29 protein-coding genes are annotated in these 25,149 nt (G+C 47.6%); 26 read left to right on the top strand and 3 right to left on the bottom strand.

All coding sequences use genetic code 11. The annotated features are described in order from the left end of the window. The gene (locus ACMX2I_RS18295; RefSeq protein ID WP_414957870.1) at positions 1–2,010 is read right to left on the bottom strand and encodes a T7SS effector LXG polymorphic toxin; all 2,010 of its coding nucleotides are present in this window, start codon (positions 2,008–2,010) and stop codon (positions 1–3) included. A gap of 213 nt (positions 2,011–2,223) precedes the next feature. Here ACMX2I_RS18295 and ACMX2I_RS18290 point away from each other — a divergent pair, with 213 nt between their 5' ends. Genes ACMX2I_RS18290 through ACMX2I_RS18280 form a run of 3 tightly spaced genes read left to right on the top strand, consistent with a single transcriptional unit; the run spans position 2,224 to position 3,889 of the window. Then, the gene (locus ACMX2I_RS18290; RefSeq protein ID WP_414957869.1) at positions 2,224–3,234 is read left to right on the top strand and encodes a hypothetical protein; all 1,011 of its coding nucleotides are present in this window, start codon (positions 2,224–2,226) and stop codon (positions 3,232–3,234) included. 43 nt (positions 3,235–3,277) lie between these two features. Beyond that, on the top strand, positions 3,278–3,535 hold the full coding sequence (locus tag ACMX2I_RS18285) for a hypothetical protein (RefSeq protein ID WP_414957867.1): 258 nt from the start codon (positions 3,278–3,280) through the stop codon (positions 3,533–3,535). Between the two features lie 27 nt (positions 3,536–3,562). Beyond that, positions 3,563–3,889: a four-helix bundle copper-binding protein gene (locus tag ACMX2I_RS18280; RefSeq protein WP_414957865.1), complete on the top strand. Its 327-nt coding sequence runs from the start codon at positions 3,563–3,565 to the stop codon at positions 3,887–3,889. Positions 3,890–3,946: 57 nt separating this feature from the next. On the opposite strand, the gene ACMX2I_RS18275 is transcribed toward ACMX2I_RS18280, so the two are convergent. Next, complete coding sequence (locus ACMX2I_RS18275) at positions 3,947–4,645, bottom strand: YetF domain-containing protein (RefSeq protein ID WP_414957863.1); 699 nt, start codon at positions 4,643–4,645, stop codon at positions 3,947–3,949. Positions 4,646–4,769: 124 nt separating this feature from the next. Here ACMX2I_RS18275 and ACMX2I_RS18270 point away from each other — a divergent pair, with 124 nt between their 5' ends. From ACMX2I_RS18270 to ACMX2I_RS18245, 6 genes are all read left to right on the top strand, one after another. Beyond that, positions 4,770–5,279, top strand: coding sequence for a hypothetical protein (locus tag ACMX2I_RS18270; protein ID WP_414957862.1), 510 nt, complete (start codon positions 4,770–4,772; stop codon positions 5,277–5,279). Positions 5,280–5,376: 97 nt separating this feature from the next. Next, positions 5,377–5,529 (top strand): hypothetical protein, encoded by a 153-nt coding sequence (locus ACMX2I_RS18265; RefSeq protein ID WP_414957860.1) that lies wholly within the window; start codon positions 5,377–5,379, stop codon positions 5,527–5,529. Positions 5,530–5,613: 84 nt separating this feature from the next. Beyond that, a complete protein-coding gene (locus ACMX2I_RS18260; RefSeq protein WP_414957859.1) occupies positions 5,614–6,756 on the top strand; it encodes a tetratricopeptide repeat protein in 1,143 nt (380 codons plus the stop codon). Continuing rightward, on the top strand, positions 6,746–6,925 hold the full coding sequence (locus ACMX2I_RS18255; RefSeq protein ID WP_414957857.1) for a phosphatase RapH inhibitor: 180 nt from the start codon (positions 6,746–6,748) through the stop codon (positions 6,923–6,925). Before ACMX2I_RS18260 ends, ACMX2I_RS18255 begins: the two co-directional genes overlap by 11 nt. A 160-nt stretch (positions 6,926–7,085) precedes the next feature. Then, the gene (locus tag ACMX2I_RS18250) at positions 7,086–7,805 is read left to right on the top strand and encodes a YebC/PmpR family DNA-binding transcriptional regulator (RefSeq protein WP_087992476.1); all 720 of its coding nucleotides are present in this window, start codon (positions 7,086–7,088) and stop codon (positions 7,803–7,805) included. 140 nt (positions 7,806–7,945) lie between these two features. Further along, positions 7,946–8,440 (top strand): spore coat protein, encoded by a 495-nt coding sequence (locus ACMX2I_RS18245; protein WP_414958358.1) that lies wholly within the window; start codon positions 7,946–7,948, stop codon positions 8,438–8,440. A gap of 490 nt (positions 8,441–8,930) precedes the next feature. Here the strand turns inward: ACMX2I_RS18245 and ACMX2I_RS18240 are convergent, their stop codons facing one another. Beyond that, on the bottom strand, positions 8,931–9,914 hold the full coding sequence (locus ACMX2I_RS18240) for an amidohydrolase family protein (RefSeq protein WP_414957855.1): 984 nt from the start codon (positions 9,912–9,914) through the stop codon (positions 8,931–8,933). Between the two features lie 249 nt (positions 9,915–10,163). Here ACMX2I_RS18240 and ACMX2I_RS18235 point away from each other — a divergent pair, with 249 nt between their 5' ends. The 17 genes from ACMX2I_RS18235 (at position 10,164) to ACMX2I_RS18155 (ending at position 25,070) form a co-directional block, all read left to right on the top strand. Further along, positions 10,164–10,793: a TetR/AcrR family transcriptional regulator gene (locus tag ACMX2I_RS18235; protein ID WP_394716599.1), complete on the top strand. Its 630-nt coding sequence runs from the start codon at positions 10,164–10,166 to the stop codon at positions 10,791–10,793. A 73-nt stretch (positions 10,794–10,866) separates the two neighbouring features. Next, the gene (gene cotJA / locus ACMX2I_RS18230; RefSeq protein ID WP_003219489.1) at positions 10,867–11,115 is read left to right on the top strand and encodes a spore coat-associated protein CotJA; all 249 of its coding nucleotides are present in this window, start codon (positions 10,867–10,869) and stop codon (positions 11,113–11,115) included. Next, positions 11,099–11,362, top strand: a complete 264-nt coding sequence (gene cotJB / locus ACMX2I_RS18225) for a spore coat protein CotJB (protein ID WP_010329138.1) — start codon at positions 11,099–11,101, stop codon at positions 11,360–11,362. The genes cotJA and cotJB overlap by 17 nt, the downstream gene beginning before the upstream one ends. Positions 11,363–11,376: 14 nt before the next feature. Then, positions 11,377–11,946 (top strand): spore coat protein CotJC, encoded by a 570-nt coding sequence (gene cotJC, locus ACMX2I_RS18220; RefSeq protein WP_087992477.1) that lies wholly within the window; start codon positions 11,377–11,379, stop codon positions 11,944–11,946. Between the two features lie 122 nt (positions 11,947–12,068). Continuing rightward, positions 12,069–12,611, top strand: coding sequence for a GNAT family N-acetyltransferase (locus ACMX2I_RS18215; RefSeq protein ID WP_414957852.1), 543 nt, complete (start codon positions 12,069–12,071; stop codon positions 12,609–12,611). Positions 12,612–12,633: 22 nt separating this feature from the next. Beyond that, positions 12,634–12,936 (top strand): YesK-like family protein, encoded by a 303-nt coding sequence (locus ACMX2I_RS18210; protein ID WP_414957850.1) that lies wholly within the window; start codon positions 12,634–12,636, stop codon positions 12,934–12,936. Between the two features lie 115 nt (positions 12,937–13,051). Continuing rightward, entirely contained in the window at positions 13,052–13,681 is a 630-nt protein-coding gene (locus ACMX2I_RS18205; RefSeq protein WP_414957849.1) for a YesL family protein, read from the top strand. Further along, the gene (locus tag ACMX2I_RS18200) at positions 13,678–15,411 is read left to right on the top strand and encodes a cache domain-containing sensor histidine kinase (protein WP_414957847.1); all 1,734 of its coding nucleotides are present in this window, start codon (positions 13,678–13,680) and stop codon (positions 15,409–15,411) included. Before ACMX2I_RS18205 ends, ACMX2I_RS18200 begins: the two co-directional genes overlap by 4 nt. Continuing rightward, positions 15,411–16,517 (top strand): response regulator transcription factor, encoded by a 1,107-nt coding sequence (locus ACMX2I_RS18195; protein WP_414957845.1) that lies wholly within the window; start codon positions 15,411–15,413, stop codon positions 16,515–16,517. The genes ACMX2I_RS18200 and ACMX2I_RS18195 overlap by 1 nt, the downstream gene beginning before the upstream one ends. A 103-nt stretch (positions 16,518–16,620) precedes the next feature. Continuing rightward, positions 16,621–17,904 (top strand): ABC transporter substrate-binding protein, encoded by a 1,284-nt coding sequence (locus tag ACMX2I_RS18190; protein ID WP_414957844.1) that lies wholly within the window; start codon positions 16,621–16,623, stop codon positions 17,902–17,904. Beyond that, positions 17,901–18,830, top strand: a complete 930-nt coding sequence (locus tag ACMX2I_RS18185; RefSeq protein ID WP_414957842.1) for a carbohydrate ABC transporter permease — start codon at positions 17,901–17,903, stop codon at positions 18,828–18,830. The genes ACMX2I_RS18190 and ACMX2I_RS18185 overlap by 4 nt, the downstream gene beginning before the upstream one ends. 3 nt (positions 18,831–18,833) lie before the next feature. Further along, the gene (locus tag ACMX2I_RS18180) at positions 18,834–19,724 is read left to right on the top strand and encodes a carbohydrate ABC transporter permease (RefSeq protein WP_414957840.1); all 891 of its coding nucleotides are present in this window, start codon (positions 18,834–18,836) and stop codon (positions 19,722–19,724) included. A 14-nt stretch (positions 19,725–19,738) separates the two neighbouring features. Then, positions 19,739–20,773, top strand: coding sequence for a rhamnogalacturonyl hydrolase YesR (gene yesR, locus ACMX2I_RS18175; RefSeq protein WP_148963545.1), 1,035 nt, complete (start codon positions 19,739–19,741; stop codon positions 20,771–20,773). A gap of 21 nt (positions 20,774–20,794) precedes the next feature. Then, a complete protein-coding gene (locus ACMX2I_RS18170) occupies positions 20,795–23,080 on the top strand; it encodes an AraC family transcriptional regulator (RefSeq protein ID WP_414957838.1) in 2,286 nt (761 codons plus the stop codon). A gap of 13 nt (positions 23,081–23,093) precedes the next feature. Next, positions 23,094–23,792: a rhamnogalacturonan acetylesterase gene (locus ACMX2I_RS18165; RefSeq protein ID WP_414957837.1), complete on the top strand. Its 699-nt coding sequence runs from the start codon at positions 23,094–23,096 to the stop codon at positions 23,790–23,792. Beyond that, complete coding sequence (locus ACMX2I_RS18160; protein ID WP_414957835.1) at positions 23,785–24,447, top strand: YesU family protein; 663 nt, start codon at positions 23,785–23,787, stop codon at positions 24,445–24,447. The genes ACMX2I_RS18165 and ACMX2I_RS18160 overlap by 8 nt, the downstream gene beginning before the upstream one ends. Beyond that, a complete protein-coding gene (locus ACMX2I_RS18155) occupies positions 24,444–25,070 on the top strand; it encodes a YesL family protein (protein ID WP_414957834.1) in 627 nt (208 codons plus the stop codon). The genes ACMX2I_RS18160 and ACMX2I_RS18155 overlap by 4 nt, the downstream gene beginning before the upstream one ends. The last annotated feature ends 79 nt before the right edge of the window (positions 25,071–25,149 follow it).

Genomic DNA, 25,149 nt, shown 5'->3' with positions numbered 1-25,149 from the left:
TCAGCCTCCAATTTGGTTTCTAATTGTTATACTCTTTGTTCTTTCTTCTCCAATTTTATATGTTATATCAAATAAAGTGGGTCTTAACGAATCGCTCTCATAAACATTTTCAATTGTGATCGTAACCTTTTTTGGAGGCTCTTCTTTAAGCGCCTGCGACCATGCCTGTTCTAACTTGTACCATTTTCCGCCGCTTCTATTAATCTGAGAATTCATCGGCACAATATTGTCAAACTGGCCTGAGCCTTTGAATTGGGTGGCGATTAAATGGCCTCCGTCATCGTCAGGCTTTCGGTCTTGGGGCTTTCCAGCATTCGACTGTGCATATTGGTTTCGTTTGGCTTCTCCTAGCTGCAAGTCTGCTTTGACACTTGTAATTCTACCATAGTTGTCAGTGGTGTACGTGTAGCCTTCTTTTGTTTTATAGACAACATTCGGCTTCAGCACTTTCTTTCTGCTCCATTTTGCGTAATGCTCGCCGTATTTGACGGTTACCGGCGGTACAACTGGCGCTGGTGTTCGTCTTCCGCTTGCTGAGATTCCGTACGGTTTCGGCAGGATGACTTTGGCGAATTTCTGCAGTCCCTCTTTAAGTGTGACCCCGTTGACTGCGTTGTAAGGTACGCCTGCTGGCACTAAGTCGTGACGGGGATGATAGGGGAGAATATCCGCAAGTGTGAGTTCTCCGATTTGATTTAATTTGGTTTTGACGTGTTTTTTTGATATTTCAATGCCTGTGTTTACTTTTTGTTTGATGTGATCAATGGTTTGTTTTGAGACTGTTATGGCTTTTTGAGCTTTTGCTGATTTGCTTGCTGCTGTTGTGACTTTGGCAGTCACTTTGGCGGCTGTGCCAGTTTTTGAGACGGCGCCAACGCCTTTTGTGCCGACAATTGATGTGACAACAGTGCCAACCGCATATGACACCCATCTTGCTCTTGAGTAGGTGTCGCCATTCACCATGTCTTTTTGGTATGATTCTTCGATTGCCGCTGAAATGGCTTCATACGTTTTGATTGGGTGAGCCACCGCACCTGTAATGGCTTCAACGGTTCCGCCCGGATCTGTGACCATATCCCACAGGCCTGTGACCGCGTCTTTTCCTGAATCGTAAAGACCGACGGCGACCCCTTTGAAGCCTGCTTCAAGTTCACGCGTGTTTTCAATTTGGGTAAAGTATCTTTGCTGTTCTGCTGTCAGATTTTCATAGCCGATCGTTTTTGCCATTGTGTAAAATTCATCGGCATCCGCATAATCGTAGTTTTTCAGTTTTTCTTTCAGTTTTTCAATCTCGCGTTCCTTCGCTTCCTCTTTCTTAACCTTCAAGTAAGCCTCAGTCCGCTTTTCAATGTCGCCTTTTTTCTTATGTATGTCACTCTCACGGTACGCTTTGGCGTTGTAGTGGATGGGTGTGGCGTTTTTGCCTTTGCCCGTTGCTTCTTGGAGCTTTTGAAAGTCTGACTTGATGAATTGTTCGTTTGGTTCTGACAGGGCGTATTCTGTCTTCAGGTCTTCGTCCAAGGCGTCCAATTTTTCCAGTGTTTTTTTGCGTTTGTCGTTGGCATCTGCCAGCTCGTCTTTGAAGGTTTCTGTTGAAAACAGGTCGAGCGGGAGGATGTCGTTGATATCGTGCAGGATGTCTTTCATCGCTTTTTTCTGTTCGGACATGATGGACTTTGATTTTTTGTGGGCATTTGCCAGTTCGTGTTCCAAAAAGGATTCTTCGATGTATGCGTCAGAGAGGCCTTTGTCCTCGACGGCTCCGGCGATGCTGTTGAAAAATGCGATTTTCATGTCGATGTAGTCGATCCATTGGTCGGTGACGCCGACGTGGTCATGGTAGAAGGCTTTGATGTTGCTGGCGCCTTTTCCCGAGAATTCACTGTCACTGAGATCAGCGACGCTTTTTAACGCTTTTCTCAAGTTCACCATTTGCGTTCTTAGTTCTTTGTACTCTTTTGCACGGTCTGTTGCTTCCGAAAGCAGGGTTTTCGCTTCAAATACTTTCATGACCATTTCCCTTCTTTTGTTCACTCAATATCAAAATTTTACCACGGTGCGGGATGAGGGTGGGAATGAGAACGTGTTTCGGTGGAAAAATGAGTCATTTGGCATGTGTCTTTATTCATGAAGGGATTGGTGGAAACATGGTCGAAATGATATTGATCACTAAACATTTTTTGGAAGTTGGGATTCTATATTGTATTTTTAAGGAGCATGTTGATGAAGAAAAAACGGGTTACATTTGGTTTATTAGGGTTAATGGTATGCGCCATTGCTCTGTATGGTCAGTTACACAATAAAGATAATATTCCTGTCAAAGCTCCCGCCATCCACCCCGAAGAAGACCGCATCTTTTTTATCTACTCCAATCCTTTCATAAAAGAAAGCACGCTCCTCTCAACCTCAACAGGCGAACGGTTTAACAGGCGTACATTCAAGGTGGCTGATGTGCCTTATATTCAAACGAAATCTAACGCATCAACAGATATTGTCTTATTAGCGGAGCACGAGTCGTTTTATTACACGCTGGAGAAGGATGTGATCAAAGAGCACCCGCTTTCAAACCCCTTTGCGTTTTGGTATGAGGGGAAGGATGTTTCTGTTAAGGCCTATAACGTTGATACGACGGGGAATGAGATCCATATAAACGATAGAAAAACGGAAAAGAAATATCGGCTCACCTTGCCTTCGCTTGTCACGATGGGGTCTAGTGATGAGAACTATATTTATATCATTCAAAGCATGTCTATTTACGTGATTGATAGAAAAACAGAGGAAATCATTGAGACCCTGAGCTTAGCCTCATATGCAGATCAATTCGCAGACTCCAAGGATTTTATTGTCGCGAGCTCGGAGCATAAATTGACTGTTATTGAAAAAGGGACATGGAAGACGACATATATTCCGTATCCTGATGATCTTGAATACGCTGATACCGTGTACTATGACAAAGAAAGCGGCCATTTTTACGTGACGTATGAAGACAAAGAGGGTGAGGCTAACTTGCTGGAATATGGGAAGGATTTTTCTTTTCACGCATACGATTTGAAATTCCCTTATATGGAGGCGAAGTTTAAGGGGGATCAACTGTATATAGTTGCCCAGGAAGAGCATAAGAAGGGCATTGGCGGGTACGTGGGTGTGTTTGATATCCATTCTAAGGAGATGCTTTATCAGTTTGATTTGCCTGAGGAACAGGTGAAGGTTCAGGATTTTGTTGTGGTTGATTGAGTGTATTTCAGTCTCTTTCTTCTTCAGAAATGGTGCTTTGCGCATGAAGCAGCGCCAATGGATAAAGGATAGAGATGCGGCGGCAGACCAGCATAAGGAAGAAGAGAGCGGTTTCATTAGAACGCGTCAACAAAGTGATGGAATTGAAAAAGCGGACGAAAGAGCGCTGTTACGAGCTGGTAAATACGTATATGGATTAAACGAAGGGCCTGTGCCGGAACGTATCTGTGTTGCGGACATAGCCCTTTTTGTTGATAAGGGAGTCATGTTTTACAAGCGGGGGAAAAGGATATGGTATTAATGAAATCATTCTTGAGGAGGTTTACGAATGGCATATGAACAATATCAATCATTAGTTGAGACGCTGCACGACTGCATGGTGGCATGCAACCATTGCTATGACGCCTGTTTAAAAGAAGAAAATGAAAATATGATGGCGGATTGCATTCGGCTGGACCGGGAATGTGCTGATATTTGTGCGTATGTTGCGCAAGCGATTGTAAGAGGCACGCCGTTTGTTTCTGAGCTGACACACGCTTGTGCGGCGATTTGTGAGGCTTGCGGAAATGAATGCAAAAAGCATGACAAAGAGCATTGCCAGGATTGCGCCGAGGCTTGTTTTTCCTGTGCCGAGGCTTGTAAACAGGCAGTTTAAACATTGAGACAAACAAGGGCTTGAAACAGTGGAGATGAGACTGTTTCAAGCCCTTTTTTATTCAGATGGAGAATTCTCTTTTTTATCAATATACAGAGTGCCGTCTGTTTGAACTTCTGCATAAAATACTTCTTTAGGATGTTGGATGCCGGATTCTTTTAGCCGGTCCATCAGCCATTGTTTGTTCAGATTCAATTTTTTCAAGTTGTCTTCTCTCACTTTGCCATCGGCTATGACTGAAGCGGGATGGGAAACCTTCGCATTTTCTCCTTGAACGTTCATATCCTTTTTCGTCACGTTTTGTTTTGCTTGCTTTTTCAGGACGGATAAACTGCCGTCCGTTTCAAAAATGGCATAATCGACATCGGCTAAGGAAAATATATTTTTTTTGCGCAGTAAGGTTTGTAAAGCATCGAGATCAAGACGGACGCTTCTTAACTGCTTATCCATTATTTTACCTTTTCTTATTAAGATGACCGGCTGCCCTTCAACCGCATACCGAATAGCAGGGAACTTAATATCCAGAAATCCGACGATGATTGTAAAAGCACTCCAGGCAAACAGGGCGATGAATCCATTTCTGATGCTGAGGGTGGAGTCAATGGCAAGCGAGGCTCCGATGGTTCCAATGGAAATGGCTGAAACAAAGTTAAAAAAGGTCAGCTGGGCGATTTCTTTTCTGCCCATCAGTCTCGTTAACACCAACAAGGTGATAAAGGCGATGATCAGTCTAATGATCAATTGAGGAATAGGCATTGGCGAAAGCTCCTTTTATATAGATTCCATTCATATGTCTTTTATTTTCATCTTTCTTGGGGAAAACAATGCACCATTTTTTCGATCGTTCATAGCCTATACAGACCATAAAGGAGGGATGTTGATGAAACTTCCTGCCGCGGATCTGGGGATAATGGCAGAGCATTTGAGCACCCATGAAGGTGTGATTTCTAAGCTGAAAGCATACGGATCTGCTGTTCAGCATCGCGATCTGAGGGATTTGCTCCACCTGCATGCGAATCTTTTAAGAACTCATGTCACGGCGATGCTGGCACTGATCAATCCGGGTCAAACGAGTGAGGTGCATTTGCCTGAAATGCCGCACGTTCACTTTCACCAGCATTCAGGGGCTCTTTCGGCTGCTGAAAAAGATATCGCTCTGGAGGCTAGGTCGACCGCAAAACTCATGGGAAGCGATAATTTTAATTCGGCATTAATGATGAAACATCCTAACGTGAGGAATATTCATCTTCAAATGTCTTTCCAAAATGCCGCGCTGCAAATGCTGTATACCCGTCTGATCAGAAGAGGGAATGGTGAATTTGTTCCGATGGCCAGTGAACAAATGCAGCGGCTGACGCTGCAGCACTATCAGCATGTCGGGAATGAGTGAACCATAGGTGAAAGCTTTTCCAAACAATCAAATGGAAAGGCTCTTTTGCGTGAAAGGTACATAAAAAGGAAACAGCCTATTCAGGAGGTGCTTTTGCTTGGACATGCTTCAGAAAGAAATTCAGGTTGGGGAGCACAGATTGTTTTATCGGACTGCATGTGTCGGCAGCAAAACGGACATGGAGACAGAATCTGATGCGATTTCTCTGTCAGGCATTATTTATTTTAAGAAAAACGAATTGACAGGATGAAAAAACAATTTCTTCCTTTCACCTTGTTTTCAAATTTTTGGATTGATAGAATATGACATATCTTACATAGAGGGAGGGAAGCCGTTGGGTCAAGCCATACCGTCTTCGCGTGTTGGTGTTAAGATTAATGATTGGTACAAGATGATACGTCAATTTAGTGTTCCGGATGCTGAGATTCTCAAAGCGGAGGTGGAGCAGGACATTCAGCAGATGGAAGAGGATCAGGACTTGTTGATCTACTATTCTCTCATGTGTTTTCGGCACCAGCTGATGCTGGATTATTTGGAGCCGGGACAATCATACGGGAATCGCCCTACAGTGACAGAGCTTCGGGAAACGATTGAAACCCCTCAGAAAAAACTCACAGGACTTTTGAAATACTACTCTTTGTTTTTCCGCGGCATGTATGAATTTGATCAGAAAGAATATGTGGAAGCGATCGGATATTATCGCGAGGCGGAGAACGAGCTGCCGTTTGTGTCAGATGAAATCGAAAAAGCGGAATTCCATTTTAAAGTGGCGGAAGCGTATTACCATATGAAGCAAACGCATGTGTCGATGCATCATATCCTTCAAGCTTTAGACATTTATCAAAAACATCCTCTATACAGTGTTAGAACCATACAAAGCTTGTTTGTGATCGCCGGCAACTATGATGACTTCAAGCATTATGACAGAGCGCTCCCGCATTTAGAAGCGGCGCTGGGATTAGCAATGGACATCCAAAACGACCGGTTTATCGCCATTTCTTTGTTGAACATCGCGAACAGCTATGACAGATCAGGAGACTATCATATGGCGGTAGAACACTATCAAAAAGCGGCGAAAGTAAGCAGGAAAACGGTACCTGATCTGCTTCCGAAAGTCTTGTTAGGTTTAAGCTGGACACGATGTAAAGCTGGACGGAAACAAGAGGCGTTTCAGTCAATAGAAGAAGGATTAGCACATATCACAACATATTCGCAACTGACGTCTTATCAATTATATAAAGAATTATATACGTTCTTGCAGGCCGTGTACAAAGAGGCTGTTGACGAAAGCAAAATTCATGATCTTTTAAACTATTTTGAAAAAAAGAACCTGCACGCTTACATTGAAGCATGTGCCCGAAGTGCTGCCGCTGTTTTTGAGAGCCGCTGTCATTTTGAACACGCTGCCGCGTTTTATCGAAAAGTGCTGAAAGCCCAAGAAGATATTCAAAAAGGAGAGTGTTTATATGCTTATTAAGAAAAAAGTGATGATGTGCCTTGCTGTTACCCTGATTTGCGGAAGCATTTCGGTTCCTTTCCTGACAAAGTCCGGCGATTTGAAGGAATCAACGGATCGAAACACGACGTATATCGATCATTCCCCTCAAAATAGTATTGCTGATCAGGAGAAGAAAGCCCTTAGCTAGGGCTTTTTTCTTGCTTTACGGAAGAAGTTCATCCTTTTACACCGCGGCATTCCTTCTATTTCTAACGCAAGACACTCGAAACAACCAAACCATTTGAGGTATAATGGATAAAGTGAATAACAATATGTAGATAGATATATATGAAAGAGAGTGGAGCATCATGGGCCGTAAGTGGAACAATATTAAAGAGAAGAAGGCGTCTAAGGACGCGAATACGAGCCGGATTTATGCCAAGTTTGGCCGTGAGATTTATGTGGCGGCGAAGCAGGGCGAGCCTGATCCGGAATCCAATCAGGCGCTGAAGGTTGTGCTTGAGCGCGCGAAGACGTACAGCGTGCCGAAAAATATCATTGAGCGTGCGATTGAGAAAGCGAAGGGCGGAGCGGAAGAGAATTTCGATGAGCTTCGTTATGAGGGCTTCGGACCGAACGGATCAATGATCATCGTTGATGCGCTGACGAATAATGTAAACCGTACGGCGCCGGAAGTGCGTGCGGCGTTCGGGAAAAACGGCGGAAATATGGGTGTAAGCGGATCTGTCGCTTACATGTTTGACGCTACAGCAGTTATCGGTGTGGATGGCAAAACAGCTGATGAAGCGCTTGAAATTCTGATGGAAGCCGATGTCGATGTCCGTGACATTTTAGAAGAAGATGAGAGCGTCATCGTATACGCAGAGCCGGATCAATTCCATGCGGTGCAGGAGGCGTTTAAAAACGCGGGCGTTGAGGAATTTACTGTTGCCGAGCTGACGATGCTTGCGCAAAGTGAAGTGACGCTTCCGGATGATGCGAAGGAACAATTTGAAAAATTGATTGATGTATTGGAGGATTTGGAAGATGTTCAGCAGGTGTACCACAACGTAGATTTAGGAGAATAAAAGCAGGCTGCCACAGCCTGCTTTTTTCTTGTCCCCTGAATTTGTATGAGCTGTATATGGGCGGCCGCCTATACGATCTGTAAGGTATTCTCATACTCTGGACTGTAACCTATGTGAAGGAGAGAGTGAATATGACTGATATGGATACAAGACATATCTATGGCGGACCTGGTTTTGGCGTTTCTCCAGGCTATGGCATGCAAGGCGGAGGCTATCCGGGCTATGGTATGCAAGGCGGAGGCTACCCGGGCTACGGTATGCAAGGCGGAGGCTACCCGGGCTACGGTATGCAAGGCGGAGGCTACCCGGGCTACGGCATGCAAAGCGGAGGTTACCCGGGCTACGGCATGCAAGGCGGGGGCTACCCGGGCTATGGCATGCAAAGCGGAGGCTACCCGGGTTACGGCATGCAAGGCGGGGGCTACCCGGGCTACGGTATGCAAAGCGGAGGTTACCCGGGCTACGGCATGCAAGGCGGGGGCTATGGAGGCTATCCTGGAACTGTAAGTTCTCCGAGCTATGGCATGCATCATGAGAATGATGGGAATCCCCATCATCATAAGGGTAACCCCCATCATGATGGAAAAGATAATCACCACCATATGGGCCACTGGGGACAAGGCGGCTATAAATAAAGATGATGTAAAAAGGGACACTCTTGCAAACCAAGGGTGTTTTTTGTTTTGACTGTTCAGTCTGAAATCGAATCGCTAACCGTTTGTTGAGTTCGGGCACAGGGGGCGTATTCCAGCCGGACGGTGAAAGGGTACGCTTTGCTGATGCTGAAATGTGTATTGTGAATAAAGTCATTGGCCTTTTAACGGATATCGGCTGAAACAGATTTCTCCGGCTTATTGTTCCCGTTTCTAAATGAGGCAAAGCGGCAGGGATCAACGGAGCTGTGTGGGGACGCCGGGTTTTCCGTTCCGATCTGTAGCAGAGAATAGAGGCGGCAGGTTTGCCGGCGGATTATGCCCATTTTATGGCGGGCTGGATGAAGCGACCCGCCATGGCGCAGAACATTGGGGAAAGAACCCCGTTCGCAGAATTGGTTTGCGGCTGCTGATGCTGCTGCAAGGACTGATTAATTTAGAAAGACCTTCGGCTCTGCCGAAGGTCTTCTTTTTATTGATTCAATTGAAAAAGCTTAGCCGCGTTTTCAGTGCCAATTTTGTATCGGTCCGTTTCACTGATTGGGCATTGGTCAAACCAGGAAGAGATTTCTTCCATCGTTTCATACGGATAATCGACGGAGAAGAGGATGCGGTCTGAGCCAACCTCTAACAATGTATCAATTAGGGCCTGTGTTCTGAACACGCCGCTTGTTGTGAGATAAAAGTTTTTGCGGAGGTATTCAGTCGGCGCTTTCTGATGGTTGCCATGGGTTTCAGGACGCTGATGGCGAAGTCTGTGTTCAACCCGCGGCAATGTAAACGGCAGGCCCTCGCCTAAGTGGCCAAGGATGACAGTCAAGTCAGGGTATTCGTCAAAAAGGCCGCTGAGCATCAGGCGGATGGCATGTGTTGCTGTTTCAAAACCGAAGCCCCACGCTGAACCGAGAAGCCCTTCGTAGCCTTTATAAATTCGCTGCTGATTCGGCAGCGGGATACGCGGATGCAGATAGACGGGAACCTTTAGCTGTGCGGCTTTTTCCCAGAAAGGGCGTACCTGAGGCTCGTCTAAATATTGGGCATTGTTTTCGTCCCCGATGTTGCTGTAGCCGTTGACCAAGGCACCCGCAAAGCCGAGCTCGTTTACGGCTCGTTCGAGTTCCTTCGCGGCTTCTTCAGGATCTTGCAACGGCACCGCGGCAAATGCTTTAAAGCGGTCAGGGTGCTTAGAAACGAAGAATTCCGCAGCGTGATCGTTCATTTGCTTTGCGAGTTTCACCGCTCGTTTAGGATCAGTGATGCCTTCAATTCCAGGCTGTGTCAATGAGAGAATTGAAGTTTGGATGCCGTTTCGATCCATGTCTTCAATTCGGTTTTCGAATTCCTGCAAACGTTTTTGGACAGCGATGAAATATTCATCGTCAGTAAAATTGTGGCTTCCTGTAGCCGGAAAATCAGGAGATTCCCAATGCTCTTCTAAAGCGATTTTTCCATTCATGCTAAAGACTCCTCTCTTTATCATAGCGAGTGAGATCAGATGGAGTGCACTCATTTTAAGTAACGAAGCTTCGTTTAGAAAGATAATGAACACTATGTTCATTACTTTACACCGTGTACAAGATGTACGTTCATGGTACAGTAGATTTTAGAGAAAGGTCAATAAACAGAGAACGCTCAAATGTTTAGAAGTAGACATCCGCAGAAGATTTGTTCAGAAGAAAATGAAAGTTAGACAAGGAGGGGAAAAATGTCTGAAAAACGCAAAGTCGATCCGAGAATCAGACGAACAAACCAATATTTAAGAGATGCTTTAATTGCTCTACTGAAAGAAAAAGATGCCAACTCGATTACGATTCAGGAAATTACGGAAAAAGCGGATCTCACCCGCGGCACCTTTTATTTGCATTATCAGGATAAACAGGATTTTCTGTTTCAAAGCATGACCGAGGTTCTAGATGATTTGATCCGTCAGGTAAAGCCGGAAACGCCGGTCGAACCGGTCAGCATTGATGAGGATCATCCACCTTTATCTTTTGTTAAGCTATTTGAGTATATCCATAAACATGCCGAATACTTTCGAGTGATGCTGAGCGACAGGGGTCTGCCTCAATTCAGAAGTCTTATGGCGGAGTTCGTACAGAAGCGAATTTACGAGGAATTGCTTTCTTCCATTAAGGAATCAGACAAGGCGCTGCAGGTGCCGAAAGAGATTCTCATCAGCTATATCACATCCGCTCATATCGGGGTCATTTGTTCCTGGCTGGAGAGCGGCATGAAGTACAGTCCGTTATTTATGGCGAATCAGTTAACGCGTTTAACGCTGCTGGGCCCGCTCCGTATCGCGGGGATTGAGGAGCAGATCAAGCTTCCTTATTAGCAGTTTCAGTCATAATCATACCTCCTGCCTCATACCTATTAAGGTCATTGTATTTAAGAAAGGAGGAGCGGGAATGAAGGATATGCAGCCGTTTACGCCTGTTAAATCATACACGCCCTTTCACAGCCGTTTTGATCCCTGTCCGCCCATAGGGAAGAAATATTACAGAACGCCGCCTAATCTCTATATGACCTTTCAGCCTGAGCATATGGAGCAGTTTTCGCCGATGGAGGCTTTAAGGAAAGGCACCCTTTGGAAGGATCTCTATGATTTTTATGAAAACCCTTATCGAGGGGGAGACGCCCATGGCAAAAAAGGTTGATGCCGAGTATTACCGTCAGCTTGAGCAAATTCAAGCCGCGGATTTTGTGCTTGTTGAGCTGAGCCTTTATTTAGATACACATCCTCACGATGAAGACGCGCTGAAGCAATTCAATCAATATTCCGGCTATTCAAGGCACTTAAAAAGAAAGTTCGAATCCTCTTACGGACCGCTTTTGCAGTACGGCAACAGCCCCGCGGGCGAGGATTGGGATTGGAATCAAGGGCCTTGGCCGTGGCAAGTATAAGGAGGAATGCCTGAATGTGGGTGTATGAAAAGAAGCTGCAATACCCTGTTAAGGTCAGTACGTGCAATCCGACGCTGGCGAAATATTTGATTGAGCAGTATGGCGGAGCGGACGGCGAGCTGGCCGCGGCTCTCCGTTATTTGAACCAGCGGTATACGATTCCTGATAAAGTCATCGGCCTTTTAACGGATATCGGCACGGAGGAGTTTGCCCATTTGGAAATGATCGCGACCATGGTGTATAAGTTAACTAAAGACGCCACGCCGGAGCAGCTGCGTGAAGCGGGACTTGGCGAACATTACGTGAATCATGACAGCGCGCTGTTTTATCATAATGCGGCGGGTGTGCCGTTTACAGCGACTTATATTCAGGCGAAGGGCGATCCGATTGCCGATTTATACGAAGACATTGCGGCAGAAGAAAAAGCGCGGGCGACGTATCAATGGCTGATAGATATCTCCGATGATCCTGATTTGAATGATTCCCTGCGTTTTTTGCGTGAGCGTGAAATTGTGCATTCCATGCGCTTCAGAGAAGCGGTTGAAATTTTAAAAGAAGAGCGGGATAAAAAGAAGTTTTTCTAACGGGCAGCCGGGCCTCTCTTTCACGCACCCCTTTTACATACAGAGAAAATGTCTGTTTTTGCTGGAAGGTCTGCATTATAATCAAGGTGTGTGCAAGCTTATTTTTGGATTGGGAGGCCTTTATGTCATCTTTTAAGATTACGAATGAAACACTAGCTGATGGAATTTGCGCGTGTCCGGCCGTGTATGAGGATGCAGAATCGATTACCGGGCTGCTTGTCCGAACAGCTGAATGGCTCCGGGATCGGGGCTCTAACCAATGGAGCGGACTGCTGGAAGGGCAAGATACACACGATATCATGGGTTCAATTGAAAATGGACATGTGTTTGTGTTTAAAAAAGGTGAAGAGCTTGCGGCTGTCGTGATGCTGCTGCCGGAACCGAGTGAGTGGGATCAGACGCTTTGGGGAGACGATGGGCATGAGGCGTCCATTTATTTGCATCGTCTGGCGGTCAGCCGCCGGTTTGCGGGACAAGGACTTGGGGCGCGCGTTCTTCATTGGGCGGAGAGCGCTATTGACTATCCGGGGAAAACACGGATTCGGCTTGACTGTGTCGCTGATAATGACGCCTTACACTCGTTTTATCGGCGTATGGGATATGAGTTCATGGGTGCTGATGCATCCGGTTATCATTTATTTGAAAAAGAGCTTGCGGCAGAATAAGCGTCCTTTACAGGAGGCTTTTTTGTCTTTTTCTAAAAAGGGGGGACATGGGATGTGGTCACTTGTTTTTGTGATAGGGATCGTAACGGCTTGTCTGTTCGCTAGCGTATCCGTTTTTGTACGGGGGAAGCTTCCTGACAAAAGGTGGCCGGAATGGATATTGGCCGGGCTGGTTGTCCTTGGTGTGCTTGCCATCTGGTACAGCCTCGTGTATGTACGCGGCTGGGAGGGGGCTGCGCTCGGCATGCTTGGATTTCAGGTCATTTGCGGAGCTATTGCTGGATATTTGATCGAAAAGGCCATTCGGCGATACAGGAAAAGATAAGGGCGTCTGCTGTCTCAAAAGATGTCGAATTTGTCACGGGGCGGCAGGAATTTTCTTTCGAAAAGAGAAATACATATTACTTTAAAATGAAAGCGTTTTCTGAATCAGGAAGGTGATGTTAATGATACACAGTGTGACGAATGGGCTGAATCGTTTTTGTACGTGGGTGATGAGACTGGCCTATTTGAATGTGCTTTGGATTTTATTTTCTCTTGCAGGTCTGGTTGTGTTTGGGCTGATGCCTGCTACTGCCGCGATGTTTTCAGTGGCGAGAGAATGGGCGAAGGGGAACACGGATGCACCGGTGTTTTCTGTCTTTTTTCGGGCGTTTCAAAAGGAGTGGAGGGCATCGCAGCTTCTCGGGCTCATGCTTGTGACGGCTGGCCTGTTTCTGTTTGCGGATATGCGGATTGCGGCTCAGATGAATCAGCCTGTGCTCGTCAATGTGTTCCTGAGCATCAGCTTGATTTTCGCGTTTGTTGTGCTGTACGTGTTTCCGGTGTTTTCTCATTTTGATGTGAAAATCAGGGAAGTGCTGAGCATCAGTTTTTTGATTGCCTTCAGCCGTCCGGCGGTGACGCTCATGATGGCGGCGAGCGCTGTCGGTGTGTTGTTTCTCGTGCTTTTTCACGTTGTGTTTCTGCTGTTTTTCAGCGGGAGTTTACTTAGCCTGATCTTAACGAAGCTATCCTTTAAAGCGTTTCGGTCAATGGATCAGCGTCAGGAGAAAGAAAAGGCGGCATGAAAAAAAGAGTCGCGGGCTGTTACAGACGGATGAAGATTAAGGATAAGCTGTTTGTGTTTCTCTCTTTGATTATGGCCGTGTCCTTTCTGTTTGTATACAGCGGGGTGCAGTACGCCTTTCATGTGTATGATGAGCAGATTTACCGCAAGTCGTCGGAGGTGCTGCGGATGTCTTCTGAAAGGATCGAAGACGAGCTGAAAAAGATAGAGGATGTGTCATATGAAATCATTACGAACGAACAGATTCAGCGCATCCTGAGCATGCAAAATCGTGATGATACGTACGATCAGTATCAAATGAAGCAGGAGCTGTGGGATCAGCTGGCGGAATATGCCGGCGATGAAAAGTACATCGATTCCATTCATTTGATTGACGCCCGCGGCTCAGAGTATTCAGCCGGAAGCAGTTCCTCAGATCTTTTGAAGCAGCAGCGGGAAGAGGTGTTTACACGAGCCAAAGCGAAAAATGGAAGAAATCTTTGGATGACGCTCGGCGGTTCAGATCCTGTCCTCATTTCAGCGCGGCAGATCAGATCCTATCACCAGCTGAGTTTGAACGGTTTGGGCATGGTGCTGATTCAAGTCAATGTGAAACAGATGATTCGTGATTTGCCAAAGGATTGGGGCGATGCGGTCGGAGACATCATGATCGCCGACCAAGGCGGGAATTTGGTGTACTCGGCACATGCTTCGGTGTTGGCGTCCGAGGCGGCAAAGGAGACGCTGAAGCACCCTGGTTATGACCTGATAAAAAAGAATGGCAAACGTTACTTTATTTCTTTCCTTCAATCATCCTATCAAAATTGGAGCTACTATAACGTCATCCCCTTTGATCAGATGTTCGAAAAAATTTCCTTTATGAAAACGGTGATCGGCACGTGTTTTCTCCTGTTTTTCTGTGCGGTTTTGCTTTTCGGAAGAAAAATCGCCAACAGCATCACGGAGCCGATTGAGCAGCTTGTGTCCGCGATGAAATCGGTGCAGGACGGCGGCATTGAGGCTGGGGTATCGCTTTCTCTGCCGGAACATACACAGGATGAGGCCGGCATGCTGAACCGCCATTTTACTGTCATGATGAAACGGATTAACGAGCTTATGGAAGAAAATGTGGAAAAGCAGCTCATCATTAAAGAAACCGAATTGAAGGCACTGCAAGCCCAGATCAACCCGCACTTTTTATATAATACTCTCGAGTCCATCAATTGGCTGGCAAAGGCGAATCAGCAAAAGCAAATTTCAAAAATGGTGGAATCGCTCGGCTTTCTGCTGCGAAACAGCATTCATATGAAAAAAGATACAGTGACCATTCAGGAGGAGGCGGACATCGTTCTTCACTATATGACCATTCAGCGGTTTCGATTTGAAGAGCGCCTGAATTTTACTTTGGATATCGACGAAGAAGTAAAGCATTGCCTTATTCCGAAACTGACGCTTCAGCCGCTGGTTGAAAATGCGATTCAATACGCGCTTGAGCCCTTCACCAGGCCATGCGCCATCCGCCTTCAGGCGAAAAAAATGAAGAACTGTGCCTGTATTACGGTCGAAGATAACGGTCCCGGCATGGATGAACAGATGCTCGAAACATCGGGCGGAAGAGGAATCGGGCTTTGGAATATTCGTGAACGCATCAAGCTGACATTCGGAGAGCCGTACGGCTTGCGCATTCATAGTGAGCAAGACAAGGGAACGAGGATTGTGATCACAATACCGTGCCGAAATGAGGTGGCGTGATGTATAAGATACTGCTGGCTGATGATGAAAGGATTATTCTTGACGGAATGGCGGGAATCATTGAGTGGGAGGCGCTTGGCGCTTCATTGATCGGCAAAGCGCAGAACGGGAATGAAGCGTATGACAAGATCTTAAGCAAGCAGCCGCATATTGTCATTACAGACGTGAAAATGCCCGGTATGGACGGGCTTGAGTTGATTAAGAAGGTGTCAGCCGTCAGTCCGTCGGTTCAATTTATCGTCTTATCCGGGTTTGGAGAGTTTGAGTACGCGAAGGAAGCCATGAAATACGGGGTAAAGCATTATTTGCTGAAGCCCTGCAATGAACAGCAGATTATCAGCTCGCTGGAGGAGATCATGGCCGAGCTGAAGCAGTTCGATGTGCGGAAAAAGAGAACCGCTCATCTGAAGCATGAGCTCGATCATATCCGTTCCTTTGCCGCCGATCAATACTTGGAGGGCTTGATCGCCGGTGTAGCCCAGCTGTCACCGCTGCCTTCACTTGCCGGAACAAAGGTCCGCCTCCTGATTTTCAAAGGGGAACAATCTGTTGATGCCGGGGTCAGAAAGACATTCGGTTCGGCGCTGACAGCGGTTTGCAGCAGCGGAGAATGGACGGTGCTCGCCGTGGAGGAAAACGCCGCTGAAAAGGCAGCGGACGTTTTCGGGGACTATCGGATGGCAATCAGCCAGGCGGGAGAACTCCGGCACGCGGGGCAGCTGTTTCGGGACACCATCGAAACGTCTGGTGACCTGCACGGGAGCGCAGTGATTTCAAAAATGATCAGGCTTGTTGCCGATGAGCTCGGAAATCCGAATCTGTCCTTAAAATGGGCGGCGAAGGATATGCTGTTTATGAATCCTGATTATCTGGGAAAATTATTTAAACAGGAAACAGGCGAGAAATTTTCCCAATACGTGACGCGAGTGCGTCTTGAACATGCGATGAAGCAGATGAAAATCAGGCGGGACACGAGTGTCTCAGAAATCGCGGAAGAAATCGGGTTTGGCGATAATCCGAAGTATTTCAGTCTCGTCTTTAAAAAATATACCGGTCTGACACCGTCAGAATTCAGAAAAAAACAGGGAGGCGCTTCCGCAGGATAGCCATCTCTGTTTTTTTTACTTTCCCCACTGTTTTTTGAGTGTTTCGCCCTATCTGAACGCTTTAAAATAAAATGTAAGCACTTACATTAAAGGGGGGATTGGTTTGAAGAAGATTTGTTACGTGCTGCTGTCGCTTGTCTGCGTCTTTTTTTTCAGCGGATGTTCCGCGGGTGAAGAGGCATCGGGGAAAAAAGAAGACATTACGCTCAGAATCGCATGGTGGGGCGGGCAGCCAAGGCATGATTATACAACGAAGGTAATTGAACTTTACGAAAAAAAGAATCCGCACGTCCATATTGACGCAGAATTTGCGAACTGGGATGACTACTGGAAAAAGCTTGCGCCGATGTCTGCCGCCGGCCAGCTTCCCGATGTCATTCAAATGGATACCGCTTATTTGGCACAATACGGAAAGAAGAACCAGCTGGAAGATTTAACGCCGTATACAAAGGATGGAACGATTGATGTCAGTTCAATCGACGAGAATATGCTGTCGGGCGGAAAAATTGACAATAAGCTCTATGGGTTTACGCTGGGCGTCAACGTGCTGTCTGTGATTGCCAATGATGATTTGCTGAAGAAAGCCGGTGCGTCCGTCAATCAGGAAAACTGGACGTGGGAGGATTACGAGAAGCTGGCGTATGATCTTCACGAACAAGCCGGCGTCTACGGCTCCAACGGCATGCATCCGCCTGATATTTTCTTCCCTTATTATTTGCGCACGAAGGGTGAGCGTTTTTATAAAGAAGACGGCACAGGCCTCGCGTATCAGGATGATCAGCTGTTTGTCGATTATTTTGAACGGCAGCTGAGGCTGGTGAAAGCGAAAACATCTCCAACGCCCGATGAAAGCGCACAGATTAAAGGGATGGAGGACGACTTTATCGTCAAAGGCAAGTCGGCGATTACGTGGAACTACTCCAATCAATATTTGGGTTTTGCCCAGCTGACAGACTCGCCGTTGTCTCTTTATCTGCCGCCGGAGCAAATGAAGGAAAAGGCGCTGACGCTAAAGCCGAGTATGCTGTTTTCGATTCCGAAAAGCTCCGAGCATAAAAAAGAGGCCGCGAAGTTTATTGATTTCTTCGTGAATAATGATGAAGCGAATCAGCTGATCAAAGGCGAGCGGGGAGTGCCGGTATCCGACAAAGTGGCGGATGCGATTAAACCAAAGCTGAATGAGGAAGAAGCCAATATCGTTGAATATGTAGAAACCGCTTCAAAACACATCAGCAAAGCCGATCCGCCGGAGCCTGTGGGAAGCGCGGAGGTCATCAAGCTGCTGAAGGATACGTCTGATCAGATTCTGTTTCAGAAGGTATCGCCGGAAAAAGCCGCCAAAACGTTCCGGAAGCAGGCCAATGACATTTTAGAGAGGAATAATTGACGGGAAATGGGGCTGACGCAATGAAAAAAAGCCGGAGTATGAGAAAAGACAATCTGGCGGGATATGCTTTTATTTCTCCGTTTATTATCGGGTTCCTTTGTTTTACGGTGATTCCGATGGGAGCGTCCCTGTTTCTGTCCTTCACAAGCTATGACTTGTTTACGGCGCCGAAATGGATCGGGCTCAATAACTACAAGGAAATGTTTACGGGTGACGAAAAGTATTGGCAGTCGCTGAAGGTGACGTTTACGTATGTGCTTGCCGGCGTTCCGCTCCGCCTCGGCTTCGCGCTTTTTATCGCTGTCATTTTAAACAATGCATCAAAAGGAACGGCCATTTACAGAACGCTCTTTTATCTGCCTTCGATCATCGGCGGAAGCGTGGCCGTGGCGATTATGTGGCGCAATATTTTTGGCAATGACGGGGTCATCAATGCGCTGCTGTTTTTTGTGGGGATTGATCAAAAAATTCTTTGGTATCAGGACCCGACAAGCGCGCTGTGGACACTGATTTTGCTGTCCATCTGGCAGTTCGGGTCATCGATGCTGATTTTTCTGGCCGGCCTGAAAAACATTCCGTCTTCGTATTTGGAAGCGGCCAGTGTGGACGGGGCAAATCGGGTGCAGCGTTTCTTTCAAATTACGCTTCCGATTCTCACGCCGATTATCTTCTTTAATCTAGTGATGCAGACGATTTCTGCTTTTATGACGTTTACACCTGCCTATATCATTTCAAAGGGAGAGGGCGGGCCGCTTGACGGGACGCTTTTGTATTCGCTTTATTTGTTCCAGCGGGCGTTTAACTATTTTCAAATGGGCTACGCATCGGCGATGGCGTGGGTCATGCTGATCATTGTCGGGCTGATTACGCTGATTTTGTTTAAAACATCGGCCTATTGGGTTCATTACGAGTCAAAGGAGGAATGACGGATGGAGCCGGTCAACCAGCCTGTCAGAGAAGCCCCGGTTTTTGAGAGAAAAAAAGCCGGGCGCTTCAGGCTCAAACGCATACTGTTCCATGTTTTTACGGCATCGCTGGCGGTGTTATTGCTGTACCCGGTCATTTGGCTGTTTGTCAGCTCGTTTAAGGAAAGCTCCAGTATTTTCACAACCTCTCATTCTCTCATTCCCGACCCTTTTATTCTCAGCAACTATGCGGAAGGATGGAAGGGCATTGCGGGGCAGCCGTTTCTGACCTTTATTAAAAATTCGGCGATCATTGTCGGGCTGTCCACAATCGGCGCCGTCCTGTCATCGGCTGTCATTGCATACGGATTTGCGCGCATCCCGTTTAAGGGAAAAGCGTTTTGGTTCGTCTGCATGATGGGGACGTTAATGCTGCCGCATGAAGTGCTGATGATTCCGCAGTATATTTTGTTTGCGAAATTAGGCTGGCTGAATTCTTTTAAACCGATTGTCGTTCCGCCATTTTTCGGGCATGCATTTTTTATTTTTCTGATGATCCAGTTTATCCGGACGATTCCCGAGGAGTTGGATGAAGCGGCGAGAATCGACGGATGCGGGCGCTTTGCCTGCTTTTGGCGGATTATTCTGCCGCTGATTGCCCCGGCGCTTGCGACGTCTGCGATTTTCTCCTTCTATTGGAAGTGGGAGGAGCTGATTCAGCCGCTTTTGTACTTGAATAAACCTGAGCTTTACCCTGTTTCACTCGCGCTGAAGCTTTTTCTCGATACGGAATCGGCTTCGAACTGGGGCGCGATGTTTGCCATGTCAGCCGTGTCGTTATTGCCTGTGATTCTTGTCTTCTTTTTGTTTCAGAAATATATCGTTCAGGGCATTAGTACGACCGGATTAAAATAAAAGGAGTGTTGCAGATGGCACAGCTTATCTTTGATGAAGAAAAGGTTACATCCGTGATTGACCGAATTGTGAAACGGACATTTCAAATGGATTTTGCATGGGATTGGCCGGGCGGCGTCGCGTTTTATGGTGTGGCGGAGGCGTATGAAGCGACGGAAAACGAGGAATATATCAATCTGTTAAAAACGTGGGTTGATGAACAGCTTGAGGATGGGCTGCCGCCGCTTTCGATCAACGGAGTTTCCATCGGCCATACGCTTTTGTTTCTCCACAAGGTGACGGGTGATCACGTGTATTTGGAAACGGCGGGTGAGATGGCGGAATATGTGCTGCATAAGGCGCCGCGCTTTGGCGAGGGGATCCTTCAGCATACGGTTAATTCGACGGAATATGTGTTTCCTGAGCAGGCATGGGCGGACACGCTGATGATGGCGGGGCTGTTTATGCTGAGAATCGGGCGGGTGATGGAGCGTGAGGATTATTTTGAAGACGGCCTGCGCCAGTTCCACGGACATGAAGATGTGCTTCAAGATCCTGTCACAAATTTGTACTATCACGCCTGGGACAACAAAGCGCAAAATCATCTGTCGGGGATTTATTGGGGCAGGGCGAACGGCTGGGCCGCACTCACGATGGCGAAGGCGCTTCCGCTCATTGAGGTGACGCATCCTTCTTTTATGATCATTGACGGCTCGCTCAGAGACCAGCTGAGCGCGCTCGTCCGGCTGCAGGATGAATCAGGGCTCTGGCACACCATTTTGGATGATCCGGATTCGTATCTCGAGGTTTCAGCTTCGGCGGGTATTGCATCTGCTCTTTTGCCGAACGGAAAGCTGTATACAAAATACGCGCAGAAATCGCTTGCCGCCATTTTGGATGCGGTGGAAGAGGACGGACGAGTCAGCAAGGTATCGGCCGGAACAGCCGTCATGAAAAATGCCGAAGGATACAAACAGGTGCCTTACAAACGAATACAAGGATGGGGACAGGGACTTGCGCTGACTTTTCTTGCTGATGTGCTGAGAACGAAAAAACGCGTGTATCAGTAAAGCGGCGGCGGGGGGAAAGGGATGAAAAAACAGCCTCAACAGAAGGAACGGGTTTCACGCTGGAAGGGAACGTATTTCAAAAGAAACTTTGTCTTCATTTTGCTGATTGCCTGTATTCCCGGATTGCTGACTGGCGGCGCTATCTATTTTCTTTCGATCGACAAGGTGGAGAAGGAACTGCAGAGGTCGCATGAAACACAGGTGGCGCGTGAAGTCAGCCGGATGGATGAAAAGCTGGGAGTGCTGGAGCTGACTCTCACCCAGATGGCATACGATTCTTCGCTGATGAATGGATTGGCAGAGAAAGATTTGGAGAAAGATTATACGTTCTCCTATCAATTAACGAAAAAGCTGTTTCTTTTACGGGACCAGCAGCCGCTGATCGAGCAGGCTTCCATCTTTCTGAACAGCCCCCGGCCTCTTGTGCTGAGCCCTGAATACAGCGCTTTGACAGAACAGGAGACGCTTCGCAAGTATCGCTCGCTGCTTGCCTCGGACAAGAGTATTTATTGGAACCGATCCGGAAATCAAGCGATGCTGATCCAGCTCATTCCGGGTTCGGCGGAGAAACCGTTCGGCGCGATCATGCTGGCGGTTGATCCGTTAGAAATGGAGTCGATCCTGCAAAGCTTGTCCCCTTATCCTGAGGGCAGTGCGCTGCTTCTGGACCAAAATCGGGAAGTGCTTTTTCAGGAAGGAAAAAAGGATTTAGAAAAGACTTTAATTGAAGAGATAAAAAAACAGCCGGACGAGAAAGGGCATTTTCAGATGGAATGGGGCGGCACGTTGTATTCCGTCTCCTTTGGAGAAATGAACCGCATGCATCAGCAGTGGACCTTTGTGTCAGCGGCGCCTCTTTCAGCCATTACAGCCCCGATGGTGTTTTTATCAAAAGTGATCATCGTCATGCTTGTTATTTGCATCGGCTTAGCGTTGTGCATGACGTGGTACGCAGCAAAAAAAATCTATCGCCCCATTCAGCATTTGCTTGGCTTGTTCACCGGGGGAGAGAAGAAAACATGGCAGGTGTCCGGGCAGGATGAATTCAAGTGGATTGAAAAGCGATGGCATGATTTATCCCTTGAAAGCCGGAAGCTTCAGGAGCAGCTCCTGCGGCAGACGCCCCATATGAAAAAGAGTTTTTTGCAGCACCTCTTGCAGAGCGATTTTTACTATGACAACGAGGCAAGTCTCAGATCACGGATGGAGGAGGCTGGATGGAACATCGGAGAAAACGTGTTTCAGGTGCTTGATCTTCAGGTGACAGGGCTCCGCTGCGAAACAAGCATCTTCCGCGCCGATGATGAGCAGCTCGCTGTATTTACCCTGACCAATCTGGCCGAGGAGCTTGCGGCAAAACGCTGTTTTCAGCCCTCCATTCTTGATGTCGGCCGGCTTTCCGTCACCGTGCTTGTGATGAAAACAAACAGAGCTGATCTGAGGGCGTACGTAACGGAGCTTGCACACCAATTTGACGATCTCACCGGATTACACCTGACCGGGACGATGAGCAGGAAGACGGAGCTCGTCGCGGAAATCCGTTCTTTATATCAGGATGTGAAAAGCGGAAAATCCCACAGGCGGTTTGCCAACCGGCATCAGGTGATTGATTTACAGGCCGGCTTCCCTCAAGATGAGCAGTCCGCCCCTTATTACCCTTTTGAGCTGGAAAAACAAATTGTTCGGGCCATCCGGCTGGAAAGAAAACAGGAAGCCGAGGACCTGATACGTGTCTGCATGGAGGAACTGGCGGAAAAGGCGGGCATAGACAGACATGTGCACTCCGCCCTGATTCAAGTGTTTTCCCGCATTCAGGAGGATATTCTGCATTCCGGGCTCAATCCGAGCGAACTGTTTCAGCATCGGGATCTGCTTCTGGAGATTTCAGAATTGCGTGAACCCGGTGAAGCGGCGGCCTGGCTGATGGATGCTGTCGTTACACCATACCTTTCCAAGCTTGAGGGCAGAAAAAACAGACAGGAAAAGCAGCTGGCGGAACGTGTGATGGCCATGATTCATGAACAGTATATGGCGGATCTTTCGCTGGAAAGCTGTGCCGATGCGCTTGGCATGAATTCATACACGTTAAGCAAGGCATTTAAGCAAGTAACCGGCATTAATTTTATTGATTATGTAACCCAAATCAGAATTGAAAAGGCGAAAGAGCTGCTGGTGAATACGAATAAGAAAATTCTTGACGTGTCAGAAGAAGTTGGCTACCGACACAATTACTTTAACCGGATTTTTAAAAAACAGGTCGGCGTGCCGCCGGGTGTCTTCAGGCAAATGTATCAGGAAACGCCGTGAAAGGAGAGGACATGTGATGGAGAAACCGATTCAAGTGTTTTTAGCGGGGGATTCCACCGTGAGTGACTGCCCGCCTCATGAAGCGCCGATGGCGGGGTGGGGGCAGGTATTCGGGCAATTGTTTTCCGCAGATGTAAAGGTGCTCAATCACGCCAAAGGAGGGGCGAGCACCAATTCTTTTGTGGAGGAAGGAAGGCTTCAGGCGATTGCCGAGCGCATCACACAGGGCGATTATTTGTTTATTCAATTCGGCCACAATGACCAGAAACCGCGGGGGACGCAGCCGTACTCTACGTTTCAGCAATTTCTCACCCTGTTTGCAAATACGGCACGCGAAAAGGGAGCGCATCCTGTGTTCGTCACATCAGTGCAGCGCCGCCGCTTTGATGAAAACGGGCGGATCGAGCATACGCTTGGCGAATATCCTGATGCGATGAAAGCACTGGCAAAGGAACTTGCTGTGCCCGTGATCGATCTGCTGGCGAAAACAAAGGTGCTGTATGAAGCATACGGGCCGGAGGAGTCGAAGCGATTGTTCGTTTGGCTTCAGCCGAATGAACATCCGAATTATCCGGAAGGCATTGCGGACAATACGCATTTTTCGGAAGAAGGGGTAATGGAGGTTGCGAAGCTTGTGGCAGAAGGGATTGAGGAACTCGGCCTTCCGCTGAAGGACCATCTCGTGAGCCGGGAGGGAAAAGAAGATGTATAAGGAAGGCGCGTGCCTGTACCGTAACCCGCTCCGGTCAGCAAGCGATGTGAAGGACTGGCGGATGGAGGGGGGCGGACAGATTTCATTTGACGATCACCGCTTGCACCTGTCGCATGTTCAGGACGAAGCACACTTTGTCTATTGGTGCCCGGAAACCTTTCCGGACGGCATCATTGTGACGTGGGACTTCTCGCCGATTGAGCAGCCTGGACTTTGTATGCTGTTTTTTTCCGCCGCGGGGATTGGAGGCGAGGATTTGTTTGATCCAAGTCTCAAGAAAAGAACGGGAAAGTACCCTGAATATCATTCAGGAGACATCAACGCGCTCCACCTGTCGTATTTCCGCAGAAAATACGCGGAAGAAAGAGCGTTCCGCACCTGCAATTTAAGAAAAAGCCGCGGTTTCCACCTCGCCGCGATGGGAGCTGACCCGCTGCCTTCTCCAGACGACGCTGATTCTCCGTATCAGATGAAGCTCATCAAAGACAAAGGCTATGTGCACTTTTCAATCAATGATCTGCCCATTCTTGAGTGGACGGACGACGGCAGCGCACATGGGCCTGTGTTAACAAAAGGGAAAATCGGGCTCCGGCAGATGGCGCCCATGAAAGCCGTTTATCGAAATTTTGCTGTGCATCAAGCGGTAAGAAGATGAAGACGACGGTAACGGATGCGCTTTACGCAGGATGCGAAGCGGTGGTGAAAATCGCGTGGCTCAACGGGCTGTGGCTGTTGTTTACGCTTTTGGGCGGCGTTCTTTTTGGCTGGGCGCCGAGTACAGCCGCGATGTGTGCCGTCATACGAAAATGGCTGATGGGGCAAAAGGATGTCCCGGTGTTTCCGTTATTTCTCGATACCTACAAAAAAGAATTTCTCAAGGTCAATGCGATCGGATTGGCGTTTGCGGCTCTTTTGCTCATATTATCCGCGAACTATCATTATTTTTATGCCAGTACGGATTGGCTATCCTTTGCCGTAACAAGCTGCACGTTGCTTGCTGGGTTTTTGTATATCATCGCGCTAATGTATGTGTTTCCCCTTTATGTTCACTACCAGCTCCCGCTTCGTAAATATATTCCGCAAGCGCTGCTGTATGGCGCCATGCGGCCGCTGACGACCTGCTGTATGCTGATCGGGTGCGGATTTGTCTTTTATTTGCTGTATACGCTCCCGGGCCTGATCCCCTTTTACGGCCCTTGTTTATTTGGGCTTGTGTCGATGTTTTTTGCTTTCAGGGGGGTTCAAAAGACGGAGGCCCAGCACCGCCAAGCCGGGTAACAAAAAAGTGACCATTTCGCAAAAGAGTGCAGTGTCTGAATAAGGCGGATGCAAAAAAGTGAAATTGAAGGCAGCTCAT

The sequence above is a fragment of the Bacillus sp. SW14 genome (assembly GCF_047608225.1).
Classification (GTDB): Bacteria; Bacillota; Bacilli; order Bacillales; family Bacillaceae; genus Bacillus; species Bacillus subtilis_G.
Note: the sequence above shows the minus strand (reverse complement) of the source record. Positions and strands in the feature narration are given on the sequence as shown.

What these genes read in the sequence shown, in the direction of transcription:
- yesR (WP_148963545.1), top strand. Translation starts at nt 19,739, where the DNA reads ATGGCACAGCTTATCTTTGATGAAGAAAAGGTTACATCCGTGATTGAC.
- ACMX2I_RS18235 (WP_394716599.1), top strand. Translation starts at nt 10,164, where the DNA reads ATGTCTGAAAAACGCAAAGTCGATCCGAGAATCAGACGAACAAACCAA.
- ACMX2I_RS18200 (WP_414957847.1), top strand. Translation starts at nt 13,678, where the DNA reads ATGAAAAAAAGAGTCGCGGGCTGTTACAGACGGATGAAGATTAAGGAT.
- ACMX2I_RS18255 (WP_414957857.1), top strand. Translation starts at nt 6,746, where the DNA reads ATGCTTATTAAGAAAAAAGTGATGATGTGCCTTGCTGTTACCCTGATT.
- ACMX2I_RS18285 (WP_414957867.1), top strand. Translation starts at nt 3,278, where the DNA reads ATGAAGCAGCGCCAATGGATAAAGGATAGAGATGCGGCGGCAGACCAG.
- ACMX2I_RS18245 (WP_414958358.1), top strand. Translation starts at nt 7,946, where the DNA reads ATGGATACAAGACATATCTATGGCGGACCTGGTTTTGGCGTTTCTCCA.
- ACMX2I_RS18295 (WP_414957870.1), bottom strand. Translation starts at nt 2,010, where the DNA reads ATGAAAGTATTTGAAGCGAAAACCCTGCTTTCGGAAGCAACAGACCGT.
- ACMX2I_RS18170 (WP_414957838.1), top strand. Translation starts at nt 20,795, where the DNA reads ATGAAAAAACAGCCTCAACAGAAGGAACGGGTTTCACGCTGGAAGGGA.
- cotJA (WP_003219489.1), top strand. Translation starts at nt 10,867, where the DNA reads ATGAAGGATATGCAGCCGTTTACGCCTGTTAAATCATACACGCCCTTT.
- ACMX2I_RS18280 (WP_414957865.1), top strand. Translation starts at nt 3,563, where the DNA reads ATGGCATATGAACAATATCAATCATTAGTTGAGACGCTGCACGACTGC.
- ACMX2I_RS18195 (WP_414957845.1), top strand. Translation starts at nt 15,411, where the DNA reads ATGTATAAGATACTGCTGGCTGATGATGAAAGGATTATTCTTGACGGA.
- ACMX2I_RS18240 (WP_414957855.1), bottom strand. Translation starts at nt 9,914, where the DNA reads ATGAATGGAAAAATCGCTTTAGAAGAGCATTGGGAATCTCCTGATTTT.
- ACMX2I_RS18155 (WP_414957834.1), top strand. Translation starts at nt 24,444, where the DNA reads ATGAAGACGACGGTAACGGATGCGCTTTACGCAGGATGCGAAGCGGTG.
- ACMX2I_RS18160 (WP_414957835.1), top strand. Translation starts at nt 23,785, where the DNA reads ATGTATAAGGAAGGCGCGTGCCTGTACCGTAACCCGCTCCGGTCAGCA.
- ACMX2I_RS18215 (WP_414957852.1), top strand. Translation starts at nt 12,069, where the DNA reads ATGTCATCTTTTAAGATTACGAATGAAACACTAGCTGATGGAATTTGC.
- cotJC (WP_087992477.1), top strand. Translation starts at nt 11,377, where the DNA reads ATGTGGGTGTATGAAAAGAAGCTGCAATACCCTGTTAAGGTCAGTACG.
- ACMX2I_RS18275 (WP_414957863.1), bottom strand. Translation starts at nt 4,645, where the DNA reads ATGCCTATTCCTCAATTGATCATTAGACTGATCATCGCCTTTATCACC.
- ACMX2I_RS18205 (WP_414957849.1), top strand. Translation starts at nt 13,052, where the DNA reads ATGTTAATGATACACAGTGTGACGAATGGGCTGAATCGTTTTTGTACG.
- ACMX2I_RS18270 (WP_414957862.1), top strand. Translation starts at nt 4,770, where the DNA reads ATGAAACTTCCTGCCGCGGATCTGGGGATAATGGCAGAGCATTTGAGC.
- ACMX2I_RS18290 (WP_414957869.1), top strand. Translation starts at nt 2,224, where the DNA reads ATGAAGAAAAAACGGGTTACATTTGGTTTATTAGGGTTAATGGTATGC.
- ACMX2I_RS18250 (WP_087992476.1), top strand. Translation starts at nt 7,086, where the DNA reads ATGGGCCGTAAGTGGAACAATATTAAAGAGAAGAAGGCGTCTAAGGAC.
- ACMX2I_RS18180 (WP_414957840.1), top strand. Translation starts at nt 18,834, where the DNA reads ATGGAGCCGGTCAACCAGCCTGTCAGAGAAGCCCCGGTTTTTGAGAGA.
- cotJB (WP_010329138.1), top strand. Translation starts at nt 11,099, where the DNA reads ATGGCAAAAAAGGTTGATGCCGAGTATTACCGTCAGCTTGAGCAAATT.